The organism is Ensifer sp. ENS08 (assembly GCF_014852195.1).
GTDB classification, from domain to species: Bacteria; Pseudomonadota; Alphaproteobacteria; order Rhizobiales; family Rhizobiaceae; genus Ensifer; species Ensifer adhaerens.
Window position 1 is genome coordinate 765,835 of the sequence record NZ_JACVBF010000001.1, and the last position, 22,505, is coordinate 788,339.

Consider the following 22,505-nt stretch of genomic DNA (forward strand, 5'->3'; position numbering starts at 1 on the left):
CCCGCGACGTGTTGGCCGCGGCAATTGGCGCCGAGACGATCCGTTCGTCCTGGGCTCTACGACCGATATCCGAAAGACAAGATATGACTGAATTCGAAGGGATCGCGCCTGCGATCGCCGAGGCGTTGGCAAAACGCGGTTACAACGAATTGACGCCGGTTCAACAGGCGATGCGCGATCCGGAACTCGCCGGGCGCGACGCCCTGGTTTCGGCGCAGACCGGTTCCGGCAAGACGGTCGCCTTCGGCTTGGCGCTGGCGCCGACGCTGCTTGGCGACGAACGCCGCTTCGGGCCTGCCGGTGCCCCCCTGGCGCTCGCCATCGCACCGACGCGCGAACTGGCGCTTCAGGTCAAGCGCGAGCTTGAGTGGCTCTACGGTGAGACCGGCGCGACGATCGCCTCGTGTGTCGGCGGCATGGACATGCGCACCGAGAAGCGCACGCTGGAACGCGGCGCCCACATCGTCGTCGGCACGCCCGGTCGCCTTTGTGACCATATTCGCCGCAACTCGCTCGACATTTCTTCGCTGCGCGCCATCGTTCTCGACGAAGCCGACGAAATGCTCGACCTCGGCTTCCGCGAAGACCTCGAATTCATTCTCGAAGAGTCCCCGGACGATCGCCGCACCCTGATGTTCTCGGCGACCGTGCCGAAGTCGATCGCAACGCTTGCCAAGAACTACCAGCGCGACGCCGTACGCATCAGCACCGCTTCCGAACAGAAGCAGCATGTCGATATCGAATACCGCGCGCTCACCGTTGCGCCGAACGATCGCGAAAACGCGATCATCAACGTGCTGCGCTTTTACGAAGCGCGCAACGCCATCGTGTTCTGCTCGACCCGCGCCGCGGTCAACCATCTGACCGCCCGCTTCAACAACCGCGGCTTCTCGGTGGTGGCGCTTTCGGGCGAGCTCAGCCAGAACGAACGCACCCACGCCCTTCAGGCCATGCGCGACGGCCGCGCCCGCGTCTGCATTGCGACCGACGTTGCCGCCCGCGGCATCGACCTACCGGGCCTGGAACTGGTCATTCACGCCGATCTGCCAACCAACTCCGAGACGCTGCTTCACCGCAGCGGCCGCACCGGACGCGCCGGTCAGAAGGGCGTCAGCGCCCTTATCGTGCCGGTCAACCAGCGCCGCAAGGCTGAGCGCCTGCTCGACGGCGGCCGGATTACCGCGACCTGGGCACGCCCGCCGTCGGCCGACGAGGTCAGCCAACGTGACGACGAGCGCCTGCTTGCCGATACGAGCTTTGCCGAGCCGATCCGCGAGGACGAACAGGCGATCGTGGCAGCACTTATCGAGCGCCACGGTGCCGAGCAGATGGCCGCCGCCTTCGTACGCCAGTTCCGTTCCGGACGGTCCGCTCCGGAAGACCTGATCGAAGTCGCTGTCGGCGCCAAGCCGCGCCGCGACGAACGCGCACCGCGCGATGATCGTGCACCGCGCGAGGACTTCGGCGCCGAGCGCGCCGACTTCAGCGACGGCAGCTGGTTCTCGCTGTCCGTCGGCCGCAAGCAGAGTGCGGAGCCGCGTTGGCTTATCCCGATGCTCTGCCGTCACGGCAAGCTGACCAAGCGCGACATCGGCGCGATCCGCATGCAGCAGGAAGAGACCTTCGTCGAGATGACCGCCGAAGGCGCCGAACGCTTCCTGTCGGCGATCGGCAAAGACAAGATGCTGGAGAAGGGCATCCGCGTGAAGCCGCTCGCCGGTGCGCCGGATCTGTCGCAGCAGCGCCAGGAAAAACCGAGTTTCTCGAGGGACAAGCCGAACTTCTCCAAGGATAAGCCGGGCTTTGCCAAGAAGCGCCCCTATTCCGACGACGCCGCTCGCAATGACGACCGCGGCGACTTCAAGCCGAAGCGCAAGTTCGAAAAGAAGGCCGCCTATAGCGATGGGCCCGCCCATACCGAGGACAGGCCGCCGGCGAAGGGCGCCGAAAAGCCCTGGGGCAACAAGAAGAAGGGCAAGACGGACGCTGGCAAGGACGGCGGCTTCAAGCCCAAAACCAAGCCGAAGGGCAACGCCAAGAACCGCCAGGGCTGAGCCCGGCGACGGCAACCCAAAAGCCAATCAACAAGGCGCTGCGATCCGATCGCGGCGCCTTTTTTTGTTATTCCGAGGACCGGGGAGCGAGCGGTCCCGGCACTCCGCCCGGACGCTCAGCGCAACGTGGATCATGCATGGCACCGAGCCAGCGCGCGTGACGGTCAGGCAGCGTCGAGCTGCGACTGGGCGACAATCTTGACCACCCAGTCGGCAAAGACGCGCAGCCGGCTGCTCAGGTGCCGGTTCGGCGGATAGACGAGATAGATCGGCATGGGCTCGACTTCCCAATCCTCCAGCACCGGCCGCATGGCGCCGGTCTCGAGGTCCTCGCGCACCATGAAACGCGGCGCCTGAATGACGCCGAGGCCGGCTCGCGCCGCCGCGAGATAGGTGGTGGCTTCATTCGCCGCCACGGCATAGCGGCCGTTTACCTCGATCTCCTCGTTGCCGCGCTTGAAGTAGAACGGCAACTGCTGCCCGGTCTGCGGCCGGAAGTAGCCGACGACGTAGCAGTTCTTCGAGAGATCCGACGGATGCTGCGGGATCGCGTGGCGCGAGAGGTAATCGGGCGCTGCGCAGGCGACGAAGCTCATCTCGGTGATGCGGCGCGCGATCAGGGACTGGTCGGTGAGCGCACCGACGCGAATGGCGCAATCGACATTCTCGGCCACGTAGTCCACCGTCCTGTCCGAGACCCCGAGGTCTATCTGGATGTCGGGATAACGCTTGTGAAACTCCGGTAGCGCGGGGATCACGATCAGGTTGGCAATCGCGCTTGCCATCTCCACCCTGAGCCGTCCCTTCGGCAAGGTCTGGGCGCTCGAAAGACTGCCGTCGAGTTCGTCGAGGTCGGTCAAAAGGCGTGCCGCGCGTTCGTAATAGAGCGCGCCATCGGGCGTTACCAGCACCCGGCGGGTGGTGCGGTTCAGAAGTTTTGTGCGCAGGTGCGCCTCCAATCCCTGGATGAGATTGGTCAATGTCGCCTTGGGCATATTCAGCGAAGCGGAAGCGCGGGTGAAATTTCCGGTTTCGACGACCCGGAGAAAGGCGCGCATGGCCGTGAGCTGGTCCATTTTCAAGAGCCGTAATTGTTCGAGAATACGAATAGTGTAATCAGATTGAAAAGACTATTCCAGACAGAAGACAATGCTATTCTCCTATCATGGCGTGTTGTCGCCACATGTGGGTTTGGCTCGGGCCGAAGGCAAGAGAGATGGGCGAACAGTTCAAAGTGGAGACGATGCAGACGGGCCAAGGCTCGTGCACCGCACGCGTCTACCGCGGCGAGACCCTGCTCAATCCGCCGCCGATCGTACTGCACCTGCATGGCGGCTCCTTCGTCGGCGGAACGATCGCTGCCGGCGAGCGCGTTGCTGAGGCACTCGCGGCAGCCGGAGCGGTGGTGATATCTCCGGAATATTCCGCGGCCTGCCTCAATCCCTTTCCTGCGGCCCTCGATGTCGCCTATGCCATGCTGTCGTCGATGCGCGCGCGCTGCCCGCAGTTCGCACACAAGAAGTCGTCGCTGTTCGTGGCCGGCGAAGAGGCTGGCGGCAATGTCGCCGCCGGGGCCGCGCTGATGGCGCGAGACCAGTATCTGACCGATCTCAAGGGCCAGATCCTGCTGTCGCCGATGCTGGATCCGTGCCTGGCTACGGCATCGTTCCGTCAATACTGTCCCCAGTCCTCGGCGCAATCGATCGCCGACGGCTGGCAGCGCTATCTCGGCCAGAACGGTGGCTTCACCCACCCTTACGCCGCGCCGGCCCACTGTACGCGGCTCGCCGGCCTCGTGCCTTCGCTGATCGTGACCAGCGAAGAGTGTCCGATGCGCGACGAGGCTGAAGCCTATGCCGAGCGCCTGCGCAAGGCGGGCGTGGCGGTCGAATCCCACGTGCTGCCCGGACGCGCCGGATGGTTGCCGCAGAACGCAGGCACCGGCGAAAGCTGGTCGGCACAGCAGAAGGAAATTACCGGCATCTTCGCCCGCTTCTTCCAGAAGGCGGGGGCAAAGCCGGCGGAAATGACGGTGCGTTAGGCGGGGCCGCTCAGAGACTCATTCCCCGATCTGGCATCGAACGCAAAGCGCCGGCTCCCAACCGGCAAGGAGAGAAAAGATGACATCGACAGTGACCCGCCGGGCCCTCTGGGGCGCCGGCCTGAGTATCCTTTTGTCTGTCGGCGGCGGCGCCGCCGTCATGTTCGGCCTGCCGCAGCATTTCGAGGCCGATGCCGCGACCGATGCGTCCGCCGCTCCTCCGCCGGCCGTGCCGGTCTCGGTGGCGCGGGCGCAGTCCAAGCGCATCACCACCTGGGAGGAATTCTCCGGACGCCTTGAAGCGATCGAGCGTGTCGAGGTGCGCCCGCGCGTCGGCGGCGCCATCCTGAAAGCCCACTTCCGCGAAGGTGCGCTGGTCAAGCAAGGTGACCTCCTGGTGACGATCGATCCCGAGCCCTATGCCGCAGCCGTCGAGCGGGCAAAGGCCCAGGTCGAGGCTGCCGAAGCGCGTGTTTCGCTCGCCAAGATCGAGCTCGAGCGCGGCCGCAAGCTGGTGACCACCAGCGCCGTGCCGCAGAGCAGCGTCGACCAGCGCGCCAGCGCCTATGACGAAGCTCAGGCGGAGGTGCGTTCGGCCAAGGCGGCGCTGCGCACGGCCGAACTCGATCTGCAATACACCGAGGTCCGTGCGCCGATCTCCGGCCGCGTCGGCCGGCTCGACGTCACCGCCGGCAACCTCGTTGCTGCCGGTTCCGCCTCGCCTGTGCTGACAACGCTCGTCTCGGTCGATCCAATCTATGCGAGCTTCAACGCCAGCGAAGAAGTGGTCACCACCGCTCTCGCCCGGCTCGCAGCATCGGCCGGCGGCAACGCGATCGAGCGCCTGCCGGTCCAGGTCGGCACCGCCGCTGACGAGGGCACGCCGATCTTGGGCCATATCCAGCTCATCAACAACGAGGTGGATGCGGCAACCGGCACGATCCGGGTACGCGCGGCGCTTGAAAACGCCGACGGCAGACTGATCCCCGGACAGTTCGTCCGCATCCGCATCGGCGAGCCGGACCCTGAGGAAAAGCTTGTGATCAGCGACCGCGCCATCGGCTCCGACCAGGACAAGAAATTCGTCTTCGTCGTCGGCACCGACAACAAGGTCGAGTATCGCCAGGTGAAGCTGGGGCCGAATTCCGACGGTCTGCGCATCGTCGAAAGCGGCCTGAAGTCCGGCGAGAACATCGTCGTCAACGGCCTGCAGCGGGTTCGCCCCGGCGTCGTCGTGGCGCCGCAGCAGGTCGAGGAAACGACCGCCTCTATCGCCAAGTAATCCCGGCGCCTCTTCGCCCGGTGTGAAGAGGCTCCAGCCAAGGCATCACTCTGCAGACATGGCCGCGCGGCGCGTTTTTTCGCCGCGCCCGCCGGAGGTCTGCCCGAACGCATCCCAAGGGGGATACCATGAACTTCTCACGCTTCTTCGTCGACCGCCCGGTCTTCGCGGGCGTATTGTCGGTCCTGATCTTCGTGGCCGGCCTGATCGGCATGACCGGTCTGCCGATCTCCGAATATCCCGAAGTCGTCCCGCCGCAGATCGTCGTGCGCGCGCAATATCCGGGCGCAAACCCGGCCGTCATCGCCGAAACGGTGGCGACACCGCTTGAAGAACAGATCAACGGCGTCGAAGACATGCTCTACATGCAGAGCCAGGCGACCGCCGATGGCCTCATGACGCTGACCGTCACCTTCGCGCTCGGCACCGATCCGGACCAGGCGCAGCAGCTCGTGCAAAACCGCGTCTCGCAGGCCGAGCCGCGGCTGCCCGAGGAGGTGCGCCGCCTCGGCGTCACCACCGTCAAGAGCTCGCCCGACCTGACCATGGTCGTGCACCTGCTTTCGCCCAACGGCCAGTACGACATCAACTATCTGCGCAACTACGGTGTGCTCAACGTCAAGGACCGGCTGGCCCGCATCGAAGGTGTCGGCCAGGTGCAGATCTTCGGCGGCGGCGACTATTCGATGCGCATCTGGATCGACCCGCAGAAGGCAGCCGAGCGCGGCCTTGCCGCAGGCGATATCGCCAACGCGGTGCGCGGCCAGAACGTCCAGGCGGCGGCCGGCGTCATCGGCGCCTCGCCTTCCGTCCCGGGTCTCGACCTGCAGCTTTCCGTCAACGCGCAGGGCCGTCTGCAGACGCCTGAGGATTTCGAGAACATCGTCGTCAAATCCGGCGCCCAGGGTGAAGTGACTCGGCTCGGCGATGTCGCCCGCGTCGAAATGGGCGCGTCCGAGTACTCGTTGCGCTCGTTGCTCGACAACAAGCCGGCCGTCGGCATGGCGGTCTTCCAGGCACCTGGATCGAACGCGATCCAGATTTCGGACGACGTCCGCAAGGCCATGGCCGAGATGAAGCTCACCATGCCTGAAGGCGTCGACTACGGCATCGTCTACGACACGACACAGTTCGTGCGCGCCTCGATCGAATCCGTGGTCGACACGCTGCTCGAGGCGATCGCGCTGGTCGTGCTCGTCGTCATCATCTTCCTGCAGACCTGGCGCGCCTCGATCATTCCGCTCGTCGCCGTTCCGGTCTCGATCGTCGGCACCTTCGCCGTCATGTATGTCTTCGGCTTCTCGATCAACGCGCTCAGCCTCTTCGGCCTCGTGCTTGCCATCGGCATCGTCGTCGACGACGCGATCGTCGTGGTGGAAAACGTCGAACGCAACATCGAGCAGGGACTGTCGCCCGTCCAGGCGACCTACCGCGCCATGCAGGAAGTCTCGGGTCCGATCATCGCGATCGCGCTGGTGCTCGTCGCGGTGTTCGTGCCGCTCGCCTTCATCACCGGCCTCACCGGCCAGTTCTATCGCCAGTTCGCGCTGACGATCGCCATCTCGACCGTGATCTCGGCGCTCAACTCGCTGACGCTCTCCCCGGCGCTGGCTGCCCTTCTCTTGAAGGACCACCACGCGCCGAAGGACTGGCTGACGCGGGTGATGGACAGGCTTTTCGGCTGGTTCTTCCGCGGCTTCAACCGCTTCTTCGGGGCAAGCTCGGAAGCCTATGGCCGCGGTGTGGGTCGCATCCTGACGCGCAAGTCGCTGATCATGGTGGTCTATGTCGTGCTTCTCGGCGTCACCTTCACGCTGTTTCGCGCGGTCCCCGGCGGCTTCGTGCCGGCGCAGGACAAGCAGTACCTGATCGGCTTTGCCCAGCTTCCGGACGCAGCCACGCTCGACCGCTCGGAAGATGTGATCAAGCGGATGAGCGAAATTGCGCTCAAGCACCCGGGCGTCGAGAACGCCATCGCCTTCCCGGGCCTGTCGATCAACGGCTTCACCAACTCGTCGAACTCCGGCATCGTCTTCGTCGCGCTCAAGCCCTTCGAGGAACGCAAGACGCCTGAACTGTCCGGCGGCGCGATCGCCATGCAGCTCAACCAGGAATTCGGCGTCATCCAGGATGCTTTCATCGCCATGTTCCCGCCGCCGCCCGTCCAGGGTCTCGGAACGACCGGCGGCTTCAAGCTGCAGCTCGAGGACAAGAACGGCCTCGGATACCAGGCGCTCGACGAGGCGACCAAGGCCTTCCTCGCCAAGGCCTACCAGGCACCGGAGCTGGCCGGTCTCTATTCGAGCTACCAGATCAACGTGCCGCAGCTCTACGCCGACCTTGACCGCGTGAAGGCACGCCAGCTCGGCGTGGCCGTCACCGACGTCTTCGAGACGCTGCAGATCTACCTCGGCTCGCTCTACGTCAACGACTTCAACGCCTTCGGCCGCACCTACAGCGTGCGCGTCCAGGCGGATGCGAACTACCGCAGCCATGCCGACGACATCGGCAAGCTGAAGGTGCGTTCGCAATCCGGCGAGATGATCCCGCTGTCGGCGCTTCTCAAGGTCGAGCAGACGGTCGGCGCCGAACGGGCGATCCGCTACAACGGCTTCCTGTCGGCCGACATCAACGGCGGCCCGGCACCGGGTTTCTCGTCCGGCCAGGCGCAGGAAGCCATCGAACGCATCGCCGCTGAAACCCTGCCTCCGGGCATCGGCTACGAATGGACGGACCTGACCTACCAGCAGATCCTGGCTGGCAACTCCGGCATCCTGGTCTTCCCGCTGGCGCTGTTGCTCGTCTATCTCGTGCTTGCGGCCCAGTATGAGAGCCTGACGCTGCCGATCGCCATCATCCTGATCGTGCCGATGGGCATCATGGCGGCACTCGTCGGTGTCTGGCTGACCGGAGGCGACAACAACGTCTTCACCCAGATCGGTCTGATCGTCTTGGTCGGGCTATCGGCGAAGAATGCCATCCTCATCGTCGAGTTCGCCCGCGAACTGGAACTGTCGGGCAGCACGCCGGTCAAGGCGGCGATCGAAGCGAGCCGGCTGCGTCTGCGCCCGATCCTGATGACCTCGATGGCCTTCATCATGGGCGTGGTGCCGCTTGTCATGTCGACCGGCGCCGGTGCGGAAATGCGCTCGGCCATGGGTATCGCGGTCTTTGCCGGCATGATCGGCGTCACCGCCTTCGGCATCTTCATGACGCCGGTGTTCTACGTGCTGATCCGCAAACTCGCTGGCGAGCGGCCTCTGAAGCATGCGGGAGCCCATATCGAAGCGCCGCATCTCGCACCCGGAGAATAAGCCCTTCTCCATTCCCTTCGCGATCTTCAGGCGGGCCGGACCCTTCCGGCCCGTTGAAGCTGCGGCGCTGCGCCTCCGCCCAGGCGCGGCGCCGTTCTGCGTTCGACGTCACAGTTCCCGTCTCGCGTGCCCCATCCTGCGTGACAGTTCGCTGGCGATCGGATAAACCAGCAGCCTCCATTCCCAAGGCCCTTCGTGGCCATGCAGACGGCATAACGTTAGATGACCTCCACCGATCCGATCGCCAATCTCGCCACCCTCATTCGTTGCCCCTCAGTCACCCCGGCCGAAGGCGGCGCGCTTGCAGCCCTTGAAGCCATGCTGAAGCCGCTCGGCTTCGCGGTCGACCGCGTGATGGCCAAGGAGGCTGGCACGCCCGACATCGAGAATCTTTATGCGCGGCTTGGAACCGAAGGCCCGCATCTGATGTTTGCCGGGCATACGGACGTCGTTCCCGTCGGCGACGAGGCCGCCTGGAGCCACGGTCCGTTTTCGGCCGACATTGCCGGCGGCGAGATGTATGGCCGCGGCGCCGTCGACATGAAGGGCGGCATCGCCTGCTTCGTCGCGGCAATCGCCCGCCATGTCGAAAAGCATGGCGCCCCGAAGGGCTCGGTCTCCTTCCTCATCACCGGCGACGAAGAGGGACCGGCGATCAACGGCACCACCAAGCTCTTGCAATGGGCGGCCGACAAGGGCGAGCGCTGGGATGCGTGCCTGGTCGGCGAACCGACCAACCCGGAGAGCCTTGGCGACATGATCAAGATCGGCCGGCGCGGCTCGCTGTCCGGCCGCATCACCGTTCATGGCGTGCAGGGGCACGCGGCCTATCCGCACCTTGCCGACAGCCCTGTGCGCGGCATCCTGCAACTGACGCAGGCGCTGATGGACCCGCCCTTCGACAACGGCACCGAGAGCTTCCAGCCGTCCAATCTCGAAGTGACGACGATCGATGTCGGCAACAGTGCCGTCAACGTCATTCCGGCCAAGGCGACGGCCGCCTTCAACATCCGCTTCAACGACACATGGACGGCGGATAGCCTGATGGCCGAGATCATCGCCCGGCTCGACCGTGCCGCGGCAAGCGGTAGCCTGCGTCCGGACCGCGCCCCCGTTCGCTACGAAATCGTCTGGGCCGAGCGCCCGAGCCACGTGTTTCTCACACGCAACAACGCGCTGATCGATTCGCTCTCCGGCGCGGTCGAAGCCGTCACGGGGCGCCAGCCGAAGCTGTCGACGACCGGCGGAACCTCGGATGCGCGCTTCATCAAGGACTATTGCCCGGTGGTCGAGTTCGGCCTCGTCGGCCAGACGATGCACATGGTCGACGAACGGGTCGCCGTCGCCGACCTCGAGACCCTGACCAATATCTATGAAAACTTCATCGCCCGCTGGTTCGGCCATGCCGCTGCTTGATGAGGTGCTTGCCTATATCCGGGGGCTCTGGCTCCTGGCGCAGGGTAACGAAGAAGGCTTCCGCTGGCTCGATTTCAGCGAGAGTGGCCTCTGGCGCTCGTTCACGTCCATGCTCTGGTGCCTGCCGGCGATCGCCGTCACCTGGGCGTCCTGGCGGCTCTACTACCTCTCGGTCATGCCTGATGGCACCACGATCGGCATCGGCTTCATCTTCAAGCTGCTCGTCGTCGATCTCGTCAGCTGGCTCTTGCCGCTGGTGCTGATCGCCATTCTCTCGCGCCCACTCGGATTTGCCGGAGCGGTGGTACCGATCGTCGTTACCACAAACTGGCTCTCGGTTCCGCTCTCCTACGCCATGGCGGTGCCGGCGGCGATCCGTGTCGTCATTCCCGGGAGCCAGGGGCTGACGAGCTTCATCTGGTTGACGCTGCTCGTCATCAGCGTTGCGGTGCTCTTCCGGCTCTTGCGCATCGTGACCGGCAACCAGACGCTGCTTGCCTCGGCGCTGACGGCGCTGTTCCTGTTGCCGTCGATGATGATCGGCGATCTCTTGCAGCGCTTCTTCGGTCTGATCCCGACAAGCTAGGACTTCGGGATCAGTAGTCCACCTGAAGGAAATAAAGCCCATCGGGCGGCGCCACGGGGCCGCAGGCCTTGCGGTTGCGGGCCTCGAGCGCTGCCTGCAGATCATCCGGCGTCCACTTGCCTTCGCCCACCAGCTTCAGCGAGCCGGCGAAGGAGCGGATCTGGTTGTGCAGGAAGCTCTGCGCCGTTGCGCGGATCTCGATGACGCCGGCGACAAGCGCGACGTCCAGCCGATCGAGCGTGCGCACCGGGCTCGCCGCCTGGCAATGGGCGGAGCGGAAGGTGGTGAAGTCATGATGGCCGACGAGGCGCTGGGCGCCTGCATGCATGGCTTCATGGTCGAGCGGCTTCGGCACCCACCAGGCGCGCCGGGCTTCAAGCGCCAGCGGCGCGGGCCGCGAGATAATGCGGTAGAGATAGTGGCGGCGCAGCGCCGAGAAGCGCGCGTCGAATTCCTCGGACACCTCCTCGGCCTCGAGGATCGCCACCCGCTCGCCCGCAAGCCCCAGATGGGCATTTAGCGCGTTGCGCAGCGTGTAGGGCTTCCACGGACGCGTGAGATCCGCATGCATCACCTGGCCACTGGCGTGCACACCGGAATCAGTGCGGCCGGCGCCGCGGATCGACACGGTCTCCCCGGTCAGAGACAGGATCGCTTTTTCGATCGCGCCTTGCACGGACTCGCCGTTGTCCTGCCGTTGCCAGCCGACATAATCCGAGCCGTCATATTCGACGGTCAGCTTGAACCGCGGCATCAGCCGACCCTCGTGCCGGGCGCAACCGGCGTTCCGCGCAGGAAGTCGGCCGCCCCCAACGCCTTGCCGCCGGCGCGCTGCAGGCGGGTGAGCCGAACGGCGCCCTCGGCGCAGGCAATCGTCAGATTATCGTCGAGCACCGTGGCGGCCTCGCCCTTGCCGGAAGCGGGCTCCGAGTTCAGAACCTTGATGCGTTCCGGCTTACCAGCGATCTCAAGTTCGAACCAGGCGCCCGGGAATGGCGACAGGCCGCGGATATGGTCGTGCACCTCGCGGGCGGGACGGGTGAAATCGATGCGGGTTTCCGTTTTGCTGATCTTCTGGGCGTAGACAACGCCGTCCTCGGCCTGGACCGTCAGCGGCAGATCGTCGGCCTCGAGTTTTGCCATCGCTTCCCGCATCAGACTGGCGCCGACCTGCATCAGGCGATCGTGCAATTCGCCCCCGGTCATCGTCTCGCCGATCTGAACCGTCTTGGTGAGGGCGACCGGGCCGGTATCGAGCCCCTTTTCCATCTTCATCACCATCATGCCGGTCTCGTGGTCGCCGGCCATGATCGCGCGCTGGATGGGCGCTGCACCGCGCCAGCGCGGCAGCAGCGAGGCGTGGCCGTTGTAGCAGCCGAGCTTGGTGCCTGTGAGGATGGCCTCGGGCAGAAGCAGGCCATAGGCGACGACGACGGCGACGTCGGCGTCGAAATCACGGAAGGTCTGGCGGTCCGCCTCGTCCTTGAAGTTGACCGGCGTTAGCACCGGAATACCCAGCAGTTCGGCCGCCTGGTGCACCGGCGATTTCTGCAGATCGAGCCCGCGGCGGCCACCCGGCCGCGGTGGCTGGGTGTAGACGGCGACGATCTGATGACCTGCCTCGGCAAGTGCCGCCAGTGTCGGCACCGAAAATTCCGGTGTGCCCATGAAGATGATGCGAAGCGACAAGGCGGTAACTCCGTCCTTTCAGATCACTTCATGCGGGGAAACGGCGAAATGATCTCATTCTCTAAAAACAGGACAATTCCAGGAAAGCCGTTTCACGCTCTTCCTGGAATATTCAATGGGTTCCCGCCTTCAAAATTTCGCGTGATCTTCCGCGATCGAAGGCTCAGATCGCCTTTGCGCCGCGCGTCTTGGCAGCCTTGGTGAACTTGCGGATCACCATGTCGCGCTTGAGCTTGGAGATGTGGTCGATGAACAAAACGCCGTTCAGGTGGTCGATCTCGTGCTGCAGGCAGGTGGCGAGCAGGCCTTCGGCCTCGATCGTCTGTTCCTTGCCGTCGCGGTCGAGGTGCTTGACGGTGATGACGGCGGGGCGCTCGACCTCGGCGTAGTAGTCCGGAATCGACAGGCAGCCTTCCTCGTAAACCGAATAGGTGTCGGACGAAGCGACGATCTCGGGGTTGATGAAGACAAGCGGCGTCTTCTCGTCGCCCTCTTTCGAAACGTCGAGCACCAGCATGCGCCTGGCGACGCCGACCTGGATCGCGGCAAGGCCGATGCCGGGGGCATCGTACATGGTTTCGAGCATGTCATCGGCCAGACGGCGGACGTCCGCGTCGACGGTTTCGATCGGCGTTGAAACCTGGCGAAGCACAGGATCGGGAAGGATGATAAGCGGCTTGATGGTCATGATGCTCCCATAGCCGATCTTTCCATCGACGCGCAAGGAAATTGCCTTGCCACCTGCGGCACCCGCTCGTCCCTCGTCGGGCGTTAACCGCCGCGCACATATGTTCTTGTTTTGATCTACACTTCGCGAGAGAATCTGTTAGGTTTGGCGCATGGAACCCGCGCCCCTTCCCTTCGCCCAACCGTTGTTTTTCATCGGCACCCTGCCGATTACCCTGGGCCATCTGGCGATTGCCGCCGGCCTTGTGCTGGCTGTTGCCGGCCTGACGGCGCTCTCGCGCCGGCGCAATCCCCGCGACGACGAGCGGCAGGAACAGATGGCAATGCTGCTGGCAGCACAGACGGAGATGCAAGGGCGGGTCGCGGCCATGGCCGAGGTGTTCGGCGCCCGGCAGGCGGAGCTCAACCAGACACTCAGCCAGCGCATCGACGGCATGACCCATCGCATCGGCGCCTCGATCAGCGAGCAGACCAAGGCGACACACGAGAACCTGCGCCGGCTGCAGGAGCGCCTCGCGGTCATCGACACGGCCCAGAACAACATCCAGTCGCTCGCCAAGGACATGGCCGGACTTCAGGCGATTCTATCGAACAAGCAGACGCGCGGCGCCTTCGGCCAGTCGCGCATGGAAGCGATTATCGCCGACGGGCTGCCGATGGGTGCCTTCGAATTCCAGGCGACGCTGTCGAACGGGGTGCGGCCCGACTGCACCATCCGCATGCCGAACGGCCAGCCGCCGCTGGTCATCGACGCCAAATTTCCGCTCGAAGCCTGGAACGCGATGCGGGATGCTCCGACTCCGGAGCGGCGCCTGCAGATCGCCCAACTCTTTCGCCGCGACATGGAAACGCACGTGCGCGACATCGCCGGCAAGTATCTGATCCCAGGTGAAACGCAGGACACCGCCTTCCTCTTCGTACCCTCGGAATCGATCTTTGCGGAGATCCACGAGCATTTCGAAGCGATCGTGCAGAAGGCGCATCGCCAGCGGATCGTCATCGTCTCGCCCTCCCTGCTGCTGCTGTCGATCCAGGTGATCCAGGCAATCCTCAAGGATGCGCGCATGCGCGAACAGGCGCACCTGATCCAGGGCGAAGTCGCGCGGCTGATGGAGGATCTCGGCCGTCTCGACCAGCGCGTGCGCAAGCTGCAGGGCCATTTCGCGATGAGCCAGAAGGATGTCGAGGACATCCTCGTTTCCTCCAGCAAGCTCACCCGCCGCGGGGCCAAGATCGAGGCCCTAGAGCTGCAAGCGGAAGGCGGCACACGGGACGCGGACGAACCACGTGCCGCGGTCGACAATCGGGTCGGGCAATTGCGCCTGCGGGTGGTTGACGAGGACTGAGGCTGTCGGGCACTCTCCGGCCCAATTCGCAAAGCCGACAGGATAGTTTCACATGATTACTGTTTTTGGGTCCATCAACATGGATCTGATCGCCACCACCGCACGCCTTCCGAAGCCCGGCGAAACCGTCGCCGGCACCAGCTTCTCGACCGCCGCCGGCGGCAAGGGCGCAAACCAGGCGCTGGCCGCACGGCGTGCCGGCGCGACGGTGCAGATGGCAGGCGCGGTAGGAAAGGACAGCTTTGCCGACGGCGCGCTCGAACTGTTGAAGGGTGCGGGCGCCGACCTGTCGTTGACCAAGACGGTCAGCGAGCCGACCGGCACCGCCCATATCCTCGTCGGCGGTGACGGCGAAAATGTCATCGTCGTCGTCGCCAGCGCCAATGCGACGGTCGATGAAGCCGATGCGGTGAAGGCCGTCGACGGCATGAAGCCCAGCGATACCTTGATGCTGCAGCTCGAAATTCCGGCCGCTTCGGTCGAGAAGGCGCTCACCGCCGCCAAACAGAAGGGCGTGCGTTCGGTCATCAACATCGCGCCGCTGACACCGGACGCAGCCCGCCTCGGCCGCATGGCCGATATCGTCATTGCCAACGAAACCGAATTCGAGCTGCTGGCCGGCAAGAGCGGTATCGGGAGCACTGAGCGCGAAGAAGCGATGAAGGCGCTGCACGCGGAGACCGGCCAGACGGTCATCGTCACGCTTGGCGCCGAAGGCGTGGTGGCCGTACATGAGGGCGAGATCCAGCGCGCCAAGGGCCTGAAGATCGAGCCGGTCGATACCGTCGGCGCCGGCGACACCTTCTGCGGTTATCTCGCAGCCAGCCTCGATGCCGGCATCGCCTTCCCCGACGCTCTGCGCCGCGCAGCAGTCGCCGGCTCTCTCGCCTGCCTGAAGAGCGGCGCCCAGCCCTCGATCCCGCTCGCTGCGGACGTGGCGTCGCGTCTCTAAATCCTGCGCGAAAAAGCACGCACTTGAGACGGGCGAAGTCGCCCGTCTCATTTTTCCCAGGCCCTGGCCCGCATAGATTTCACCCTCCCGACGGCCGCTTGCGCAATCCGGACAGCCGATGTCGCGGACATAAAACTTTGCGTGCAATTTTATGCAAGCGATGCGTAAAACAGCGTCCGTGTTGGCCCTATCTTAAGAATCTCCAGTCTATTCAGGACCGTGAGAAAACCGGCCAAAGCGCCTGGTCGTCTCCAACATGCCGGTCGGCATCTGACGCTCCATGATGGAGTTCACCCCCATTGCGAAATGCGTCCACCGCAGGTGAAAACCTGCGAACCTCCCAGCACGTGAGGATTTCATGTTCAAGTTCCAAGCCAAATCGCTGGCGACCAAACTGATCGCGGTGACAGGCGGCACGATCGCACTTGTCCTGCTTGCCTCGAATTTCGTTCTCATATCCCAGACCCAGGACCGCGTCGAAACGCTGGTCCTCGAACAGGCAGGCGGCGAAGCCCGCGCGATTGCCTCCGACATTGCCGGCGACATCGGCGAGCTTGCAAGTGCTGCCCGCTCGATGGCGGGCATCCTCGGCCGCGCACATGCCGAAAAGTCGCTGGAGCGCACCGGGGTGATCAACATCCTCAGGGCAAACCTCGAGCAGAACCCGTTTGCCTTCGGCAGCTGGTTCGCGGAAGAACCCAAGGCTTTCGATGGTCGCCAGGAAGACCTCGTCAACAACAAGGAACTGGGCGGTAACGACAAGGGCATCTTCACGCCCTACTGGTCGAAGAGCCGCACCAACGAAATCCAGTACTCCACTTTCGGCGCTGACTATGCGGCCGAGTGGTACAAACTCGCTGCAAAAAGCGGCAAGGGTGCAATCACCCAGCCCTACACCGCGCAGGACACCGACGTTCCGACCGCGATGAGTTCGATCGCCTACCCGGTCATGTCCGGCGGCAAGCTTCTCGGCGTCACCGGCGTCGACATTTCGCTCGCCTCGCTCGGCGATGGCCTCTCGAAGCTGAAGCCCTTCGACACCGGCCGCGTCTACCTGCTGTCGCAGACCGGCAAATGGCTGGTCGCGCCGATCCCGGACCTTCTGCTCAAGGAGTATGACGGCGAAGGCAACGAGGTCGTCAAGAACGCGCTCGCCTCCGGCAAGCCGGGCATCATCTCCAACCTCTCCTATGACGGCAACGAGCCCTTCGACCGTCTCGTCTATCCGTTCACTCTCTCGGGCGTGAACACCAGCTGGGTCGTGCTCGTCGACGTGCCGCGTACCGCGATCAATGCGCCGGTCAAGGATCAGACCTACATGATGATCGTCGGCGGCCTCGTCGTGCTCGGCGCTGTGTTGCTCGGTCTCTATCTCGCGGTTCGTGGTTTCGTGCAGAAGCCGCTGGCAAGCCTCGTCAAGGACGTGAACGACCTCAGCCACGGTGACTACACCAAGGCGATCGCCGGCCAGGATCGTTCCGACGAAACCGGTGAAGTCGCCAAGGCGCTCGAAGGCTTCCGCCATCAGCTTGCCGACACCAAGCGCCTCGAAGGCGAAGCCCGCCATGAGCGCGAACAGGCCGAGCGCGAACGCGGCCGCTCGGAAACCGAGCGTGCAGAATCGAGCGCGCTTCAGCGCGACATCGTCGCCCGCCTCGGCAAGGGTCTCTCGCATCTGTCGTCCGGCGATCTCGCATTCCGCATCACCGACGATTTCCCGGGCGAATACGCGCAGCTCAAGCGTGACTTCAACGCGGCGATGGAAAGCCTCGAAGAGACGATCCGCACCGTCAACCATTCGGTCGTCAACATCGGCAACGGCACCAGCGAAATCAGCAGCGCCGCCAACGACCTGTCGCACCGGACCGAACAGCAGGCTGCAAGCCTGGAAGAGACAGCAGCGGCTCTTGACGAGCTGACCTCGCAGGTCAACGCCAGCGCCGAAAACGCCAAGGTCGCCGCCAAATCGGTGGATGTGGCCAGCAGCGATGCCGGACAGTCGGGCGAAGTGGTGCAGAAGGCGATTGCCGCGATGAAGGGCATCGAGCAGTCCTCGCACGAAGTCAGCCGCATCATCGGCGTCATCGACGAAATCGCCTTCCAGACCAACCTTCTGGCGCTGAACGCCGGTGTCGAAGCAGCGCGTGCAGGTGAGGCCGGCAAGGGTTTTGCCGTCGTCGCCCAGGAAGTGCGCGAACTCGCCCAGCGCTCTGCCAATGCCGCCAAGGAGATCAAGACATTGATCAACACCTCGGCCGGCCAGGTGCGCGAAGGTGTTGATCTCGTCGGCAAGGCCGGTGGCGCGCTCGAAAAGATCGCCGAGCAGGTCGTGCAGATCAACGGCCTCATCCGCCAGATCTCCAGCTCCGCTTCGGAACAGGCCGTCGGCCTGAAGGAGATCAACTCCGCCGTCAACCAGATGGACCAGGTAACCCAGCAGAACGCCGCCATGGTCGAGGAAACGACCGCGGCCGGCATGGCGCTCAACGAAGAAGCCCGAACGCTCAACACGCTCGTGGCCCGCTTCCGGGTCGCGCAGGCGACCGCATCGGCCCAACCGTCCTCGGCGGCTATGCTGCGTGGCACGGCCGAGCGCATGCGCGCGGCCGAACGCCCCGCTCCGGTCCCGGCCCCCGCCCGCGAGGCGCGGCCCGCTCCGGCGGCGAACCCAGCGCGAAGCAACTACTCGGCTTCGACGCAGCGGGTGCTGACCCAGACCTCCGGCGCCAACGCGCTTGCCCAGGACAACTGGGAAGAGTTCTGATCAACGGAACGACAAAAGAAAACGGCGCCTCTCGGGGCGCCGTTTTTGTTTGGACTACGATGATTGAGCCGAGGCTCAGATGCGAGCCAGCCGCTCGGTCAAAAGGTCGAAGAAGCCCTGGTCGTCGACGAAGCGCATGACCTTGGCGTTGTGCGGCCGGCCGGTGACCTGCCACCAGTCGACGACGGTCATGCCGGCCGTCAGCTCCGACTTGGTCTCGATCTCGACGTTGCAATCGCGGCCGGTGAAAAGCTCGGGGCGCAACAGATAGGCAATGACCGTCGGATCGTGCAGCGGGCCGCCATCGGTGCCGTACTTCTCGATATCGAAGCGCTCGAAGAATTCGAGCATCTCGGCCATGGCGATCGCCGGGCGGCTGCCGATGTCGCGGATCTTCTGGACGCGCGCCTTGTGGGTCAGCACCCGGTGGGTGACATCGAGCGGCATCATCACGATCGGAATGCCCGAACGGAAGACGATGTCGGCTGCCTCGGGATCGACGTAGACGTTGAATTCGGCGGCGGGCGTGATGTTGCCGCCTTCGAAGAAGCCGCCACCCATCATCACCAGTTCCTTGACCCGCTGCGCAATGTCAGGCGCCTTCTGCAGGGCCAGCGCGATGTTGGTGAGCGGGCCGAGCGTGCAGAGCGTCACGGTGCCCTCTGGCTCCTTTCGCAACGTCTCGACGATGAAGTCGACCGCATGCTGCTCCTCGAGCTTCATTGTCGGCTCGGTAAGCTCTGGGCCGTCGAGGCCGGTCTTGCCGTGCACGTGCTCGGCGGTCACCAGCGGGCGAGCAATCGGCTTGTCGGCGCCCGAGAACACCCGAACCTTCGGCCGGTCGCAGAGCTCGCACAGGATGCGCGCATTGCGGGCCGTCAGTGCCAGCGGCACGTTGCCGGCGACCGCGGTGATGCCGAGCAGGTCGATCTCTTCCGGACTGCCGAAGGCGAGCATGATGGCGGCGGCATCGTCCTGCCCGGGGTCGGTGTCTATGATTATCTTTCTCGGCACGGGCACTTTCTCGTCCTCCCTGGACCACGTTGTTCGGCGCGATCGATACGTTGCATTGGGCCGGACGGGAGTAAACGCCCTGGCGTTCCTTTGTCCCATTCCCGGATTCTGCGAGAGCGGACTATGATTTGCGTGCACGCCGGAGGCAAGCGGCTTGCACTCATTGCGCACAGCTACCATATTGCGGAAAGGATGCTGCAAGGCAGGTCCGAACAACGGTCGCTTGATCTCGCAAGGACTTGAAGAATGAGCCGTATTACCCCTTTTACGAGCCCGCTTCTGCTGGGTTTCGATACGATGGAAAAGACCCTTGAGCGGATCGCCAAGGGCAACGACGGATACCCGCCCTACAACATAGAACGCGTTCGCGGCGATGCCTCGACCGACGAACCGGAACGGTTGCGCATCACGCTCGCCGTGGCAGGCTTTTCCGAAGAAGACCTCGAAGTCACCACCGAAGAGAACCAGCTCGTCATCCGCGGCCGGCAGATCGACAACGGCGACCGCGATTACCTGCACCGCGGCATTGCGGCACGCCAGTTTCAACGCACTTTCGTGCTCGCCGACGGCATGAAGGTTCTGGGCGCGGAACTGCGCAACGGCCTGCTCTCCGTCGACCTCGTTCGTCCCGAACCGGTTCGTATGGTAAAGAAAATTAACATTTCAGTCCCAGAGTAGGATAACCGGCGGGATTCTCCCCTCACCGGCGACCACGGAGTGTCACCATGGGACTGAAAGACATCAGCTCGTCGCTGTCGAAGAACGACCTCGCACATCTCGGCGAAGGCGAAATCGGCTACATCCGGAAAATGCGCTCGGAAGAAGTCTCGCGCTGCTTCCCGGAAGCGCCGGAGATGGGACCGGGTATCGATCTCTGGGCGCTCTTCGGCGCCGACGGCACGCCGATCCTTCTGACAGACAACCGTTCCAGCACCTTCTTCAAGGCGGCCGAGGACGATCTGAAGACGGTCACCCTGCACTGACAGGCTGCCGTCGGTGGAGACGGCAATCGGACGTTTGAATGGAAGCCGTCGCTCTCGAGAGCGACGCAAGCGCGAGCGGAAAACCGCTTCGCACCTTTCCTGGAATTGATCTGCTAGTCCGCAAGTCCGGACAGAAAACCGCTTCGCACTTTTCCTGGAATTGATCCTCCAGTCCGCAATTCCGGACGGAAAACCGCTTCGCACTTTTCCTGGAATTGCTTTAGACGCGCCGGAAGGTGAGATAGGCGGAGCTTCGCCCTTCCCTGCGTGCCTTGGCCTCGTAGCGCGTGCTCGGCCATCCCTCATAGGGCGTCAGCCAATCGGAAGCCGCCTCTGCCGTCCACTCGAAGGCTGCGTGATCGCGGCAGTGCAACAGCGTCCAGTTGACATAGGTATCGATATCCGAGGCGAAGCAGAACACGCCGCCGGGCTTCAGTACGCGGGCGAAGCGATCGAGATTGACCTTGGAGACGAAACGGCGCTTCCAGTGTTTGCGCTTCGGCCACGGGTCCGGATAGAGCAGGTCGATCTGGTCGATCGACGCGGCCGGCAGCCAATCGAGGACCTGGGTGGCGTCGTCGTCATAGAGCCTGACGTTGCTGGCGCCGCGCTCCTCGATATGACCGACGAGCTTGGCCATGGAATTGACGAAGGGTTCGACGCCGATGAAGCCGGTCGACGGCGCTTCGGCCGCACGGTGGATCAGGTGCTCGCCGCCGCCGAAACCGATTTCGAGGCGCATGCGATCCACGCCCTGCGGATAGAGGGTCTTCAGGTCCGCCGGAGGCGGGCTCGAAAGGTCGAGCTTCAGTGTCGGCAACACGGTTTCCAGATGCGCCGCCTGCCGCTCGCGCAACGGCTTGCCCTTGCGGCGGCCGAAAAAGGCCTCGGTTGCTCTGGCGCGGCGCGGTTCGGTCATGTCGTCTTTCCCTTGGTCATACCGATCTGGATCAGGCCAACCCAAAATCAAAATGAACGAAGCGGGCGCTCCTTGTCGGAGCGCCCGCCTTGATTTTTGCAAACGCCTGATAGCAGGACGTTTCGCTATCTTCAATGCGCGGCGTGACGCCGCGCCCCATCGCCTGTTAGGCGGCAGCGCGGCCGTTGACGGCGCCGCTCTGCTCGATCGCAGCCTTCAGCGGCTTCACGAGGTCGAGCTTCTCCCAGGAGAAGGAACCGTCGCGGCCAGCCTTGCGGCCGAAGTGGCCATAGGCCGACGTCTTGGCATAGATCGGCTTGTTGAGGTCGAGATGACGGCGGATGCCGGTCGGCGACAGGTCCATCGTCTTGCGGATCGCATCCTCGACCTGGTCTTCCGAAACCTTGCCGGTGCCGTGTAGGTCGACATAGATCGACAGCGGCTGGGCGACGCCGATGGCGTAGGACAGCTGGATCGTGCAACGGTCGGACAGGCCGGCGGCAACGACGTTCTTTGCCAGGTAACGGGCAGCATAGGCGGCCGAACGGTCGACCTTGGTCGTGTCCTTGCCCGAGAAGGCGCCGCCGCCGTGCGGTGCGGCACCGCCATAGGTGTCGACGATGATCTTGCGGCCGGTGAGGCCAGCATCGCCATCCGGGCCGCCGATGACGAACTTGCCGGTCGGGTTGATGTACCAGGTGCAGTCGTCGGCGATCTTCAGATCGTCGAGGGCTTCGCGGATATAGGGCTCGACAACCGAGCGAACCTTGACCGAATCCCAGGTGTCATCGAGGTGCTGCGTCGACAGAACGATCGAGGTGACTTCCGCCGGCTTGCCGTCGACGTAGCGTACGGTGACCTGGCTCTTGGCGTCAGGGCCGAGCTTGGCGACTTCGCCCTCGCCCTTCTTGCGGGCAGCGGCGAGTAGGTTGAGGATGCGGTGCGAATAGTAGATCGGCGCCGGCATCAGCTCGGCGGTCTCGCGGCAGGCGTAGCCGAACATGATGCCCTGGTCGCCGGCACCTTCTTCGCCCTGCTTGTCGGCAGCGCTGTCGACGCCCTGAGCGATGTGAGCAGACTGGAAGTGCAGGAGCACGTCGATCTTCGCCGTCTTCCAGTGGAAGCCGTCCTGCTCATAGCCGATCTCGCGGATCGCCTTGCGGGCGGCGGACTTGAACTTCGAGGGGTTGATGACGTCGTTGCCGTCCTTGTCCTTCTTCAGAAGGCTCGGCGGCAGGCGCACTTCGCCGGCAATCACGACACGGTTGGTGGTCGCCAGCGTCTCGCAGGCGATACGCACTCCCCAGGGATCGACACCGGTCTTGGCCGCTTCGCGGTAGACCAGGTCCACGATCTCGTCGGAGATACGGTCACACACCTTGTCCGGATGACCTTCGGCTACGGATTCACTCGTGAACAGGTAGTTTGCACGCATGCGGGAAGTCCCCTCAATGAAGA

18 protein-coding genes are annotated in these 22,505 nt (G+C 64.1%); 11 read left to right on the top strand and 7 right to left on the bottom strand.

Annotated features, from left to right (window positions below):
- Nucleotides 1-83: 83 nt before the first annotated feature.
- Entirely contained in the window at nt 84-2,054 is a 1,971-nt protein-coding gene (locus tag IB272_RS03585; protein WP_060581816.1) for a DEAD/DEAH box helicase, read from the top strand.
- 164 nt (nt 2,055-2,218) lie between these two features.
- Here the strand turns inward: IB272_RS03585 and IB272_RS03590 are convergent, their stop codons facing one another.
- Entirely contained in the window at nt 2,219-3,130 is a 912-nt protein-coding gene (locus tag IB272_RS03590) for a LysR family transcriptional regulator (protein WP_034797362.1), read from the bottom strand.
- A gap of 140 nt (nt 3,131-3,270) precedes the next feature.
- Here IB272_RS03590 and IB272_RS03595 point away from each other — a divergent pair, with 140 nt between their 5' ends.
- From IB272_RS03595 to IB272_RS03615, 5 genes are all read left to right on the top strand, one after another.
- Nucleotides 3,271-4,095, top strand: coding sequence for an alpha/beta hydrolase fold domain-containing protein (locus IB272_RS03595; protein ID WP_034797364.1), 825 nt, complete (start codon nt 3,271-3,273; stop codon nt 4,093-4,095).
- Nucleotides 4,096-4,174: 79 nt separating this feature from the next.
- Nucleotides 4,175-5,377: an efflux RND transporter periplasmic adaptor subunit gene (locus tag IB272_RS03600; RefSeq protein WP_034797366.1), complete on the top strand. Its 1,203-nt coding sequence runs from the start codon at nt 4,175-4,177 to the stop codon at nt 5,375-5,377.
- A gap of 128 nt (nt 5,378-5,505) precedes the next feature.
- On the top strand, nt 5,506-8,691 hold the full coding sequence (locus IB272_RS03605; RefSeq protein ID WP_060519801.1) for an efflux RND transporter permease subunit: 3,186 nt from the start codon (nt 5,506-5,508) through the stop codon (nt 8,689-8,691).
- 222 nt (nt 8,692-8,913) lie between these two features.
- Nucleotides 8,914-10,107 (top strand): succinyl-diaminopimelate desuccinylase, encoded by a 1,194-nt coding sequence (gene dapE / locus IB272_RS03610; RefSeq protein WP_060581815.1) that lies wholly within the window; start codon nt 8,914-8,916, stop codon nt 10,105-10,107.
- Nucleotides 10,094-10,693, top strand: a complete 600-nt coding sequence (locus IB272_RS03615; RefSeq protein WP_060581814.1) for a hypothetical protein — start codon at nt 10,094-10,096, stop codon at nt 10,691-10,693. Before dapE ends, IB272_RS03615 begins: the two co-directional genes overlap by 14 nt.
- A gap of 10 nt (nt 10,694-10,703) precedes the next feature.
- Here the strand turns inward: IB272_RS03615 and truA are convergent, their stop codons facing one another.
- The 3 genes from truA to def form a co-directional block, all read right to left on the bottom strand.
- Entirely contained in the window at nt 10,704-11,447 is a 744-nt protein-coding gene (gene truA / locus IB272_RS03620; protein WP_034797373.1) for a tRNA pseudouridine(38-40) synthase TruA, read from the bottom strand.
- Complete coding sequence (gene fmt, locus IB272_RS03625) at nt 11,447-12,382, bottom strand: methionyl-tRNA formyltransferase (protein WP_060581813.1); 936 nt, start codon at nt 12,380-12,382, stop codon at nt 11,447-11,449. The genes truA and fmt overlap by 1 nt, the downstream gene beginning before the upstream one ends.
- Nucleotides 12,383-12,545: 163 nt before the next feature.
- On the bottom strand, nt 12,546-13,070 hold the full coding sequence (gene def / locus IB272_RS03630; RefSeq protein ID WP_060581900.1) for a peptide deformylase: 525 nt from the start codon (nt 13,068-13,070) through the stop codon (nt 12,546-12,548).
- A 151-nt stretch (nt 13,071-13,221) separates the two neighbouring features.
- On the opposite strand from def, the gene IB272_RS03635 reads away from it, so the two are divergent.
- From IB272_RS03635 to IB272_RS03645, 3 genes are all read left to right on the top strand, one after another.
- Nucleotides 13,222-14,415 carry a DNA recombination protein RmuC gene (locus IB272_RS03635; protein ID WP_192444215.1) on the top strand — a complete coding sequence of 398 codons (1,194 nt, stop codon included), beginning with the start codon at nt 13,222-13,224 and terminating at the stop codon, nt 14,413-14,415.
- A 52-nt stretch (nt 14,416-14,467) separates the two neighbouring features.
- Entirely contained in the window at nt 14,468-15,367 is a 900-nt protein-coding gene (locus tag IB272_RS03640; RefSeq protein ID WP_060581811.1) for a ribokinase, read from the top strand.
- 358 nt (nt 15,368-15,725) lie between these two features.
- Nucleotides 15,726-18,131, top strand: a complete 2,406-nt coding sequence (locus IB272_RS03645; protein WP_060581810.1) for a methyl-accepting chemotaxis protein — start codon at nt 15,726-15,728, stop codon at nt 18,129-18,131.
- A 75-nt stretch (nt 18,132-18,206) separates the two neighbouring features.
- Here the strand turns inward: IB272_RS03645 and IB272_RS03650 are convergent, their stop codons facing one another.
- Nucleotides 18,207-19,151, bottom strand: a complete 945-nt coding sequence (locus IB272_RS03650) for a nucleoside hydrolase (RefSeq protein WP_060519791.1) — start codon at nt 19,149-19,151, stop codon at nt 18,207-18,209.
- 240 nt (nt 19,152-19,391) lie between these two features.
- Between IB272_RS03650 and IB272_RS03655 the strand changes: the two genes are divergently transcribed.
- Nucleotides 19,392-19,823 (top strand): Hsp20 family protein, encoded by a 432-nt coding sequence (locus tag IB272_RS03655; protein ID WP_034797386.1) that lies wholly within the window; start codon nt 19,392-19,394, stop codon nt 19,821-19,823.
- A gap of 47 nt (nt 19,824-19,870) precedes the next feature.
- Nucleotides 19,871-20,128 carry a DUF1150 family protein gene (locus IB272_RS03660; protein WP_034797387.1) on the top strand — a complete coding sequence of 86 codons (258 nt, stop codon included), beginning with the start codon at nt 19,871-19,873 and terminating at the stop codon, nt 20,126-20,128.
- 220 nt (nt 20,129-20,348) lie between these two features.
- On the opposite strand, the gene IB272_RS03665 is transcribed toward IB272_RS03660, so the two are convergent.
- Together IB272_RS03665 and metK are read right to left on the bottom strand one after the other, a co-directional pair.
- Entirely contained in the window at nt 20,349-21,047 is a 699-nt protein-coding gene (locus tag IB272_RS03665; protein WP_113135394.1) for a tRNA (guanosine(46)-N(7))-methyltransferase TrmB, read from the bottom strand.
- A gap of 166 nt (nt 21,048-21,213) precedes the next feature.
- Nucleotides 21,214-22,482, bottom strand: coding sequence for a methionine adenosyltransferase (metK, locus tag IB272_RS03670; RefSeq protein WP_034797391.1), 1,269 nt, complete (start codon nt 22,480-22,482; stop codon nt 21,214-21,216).
- Nucleotides 22,483-22,505: the final 23 nt, after the last annotated feature.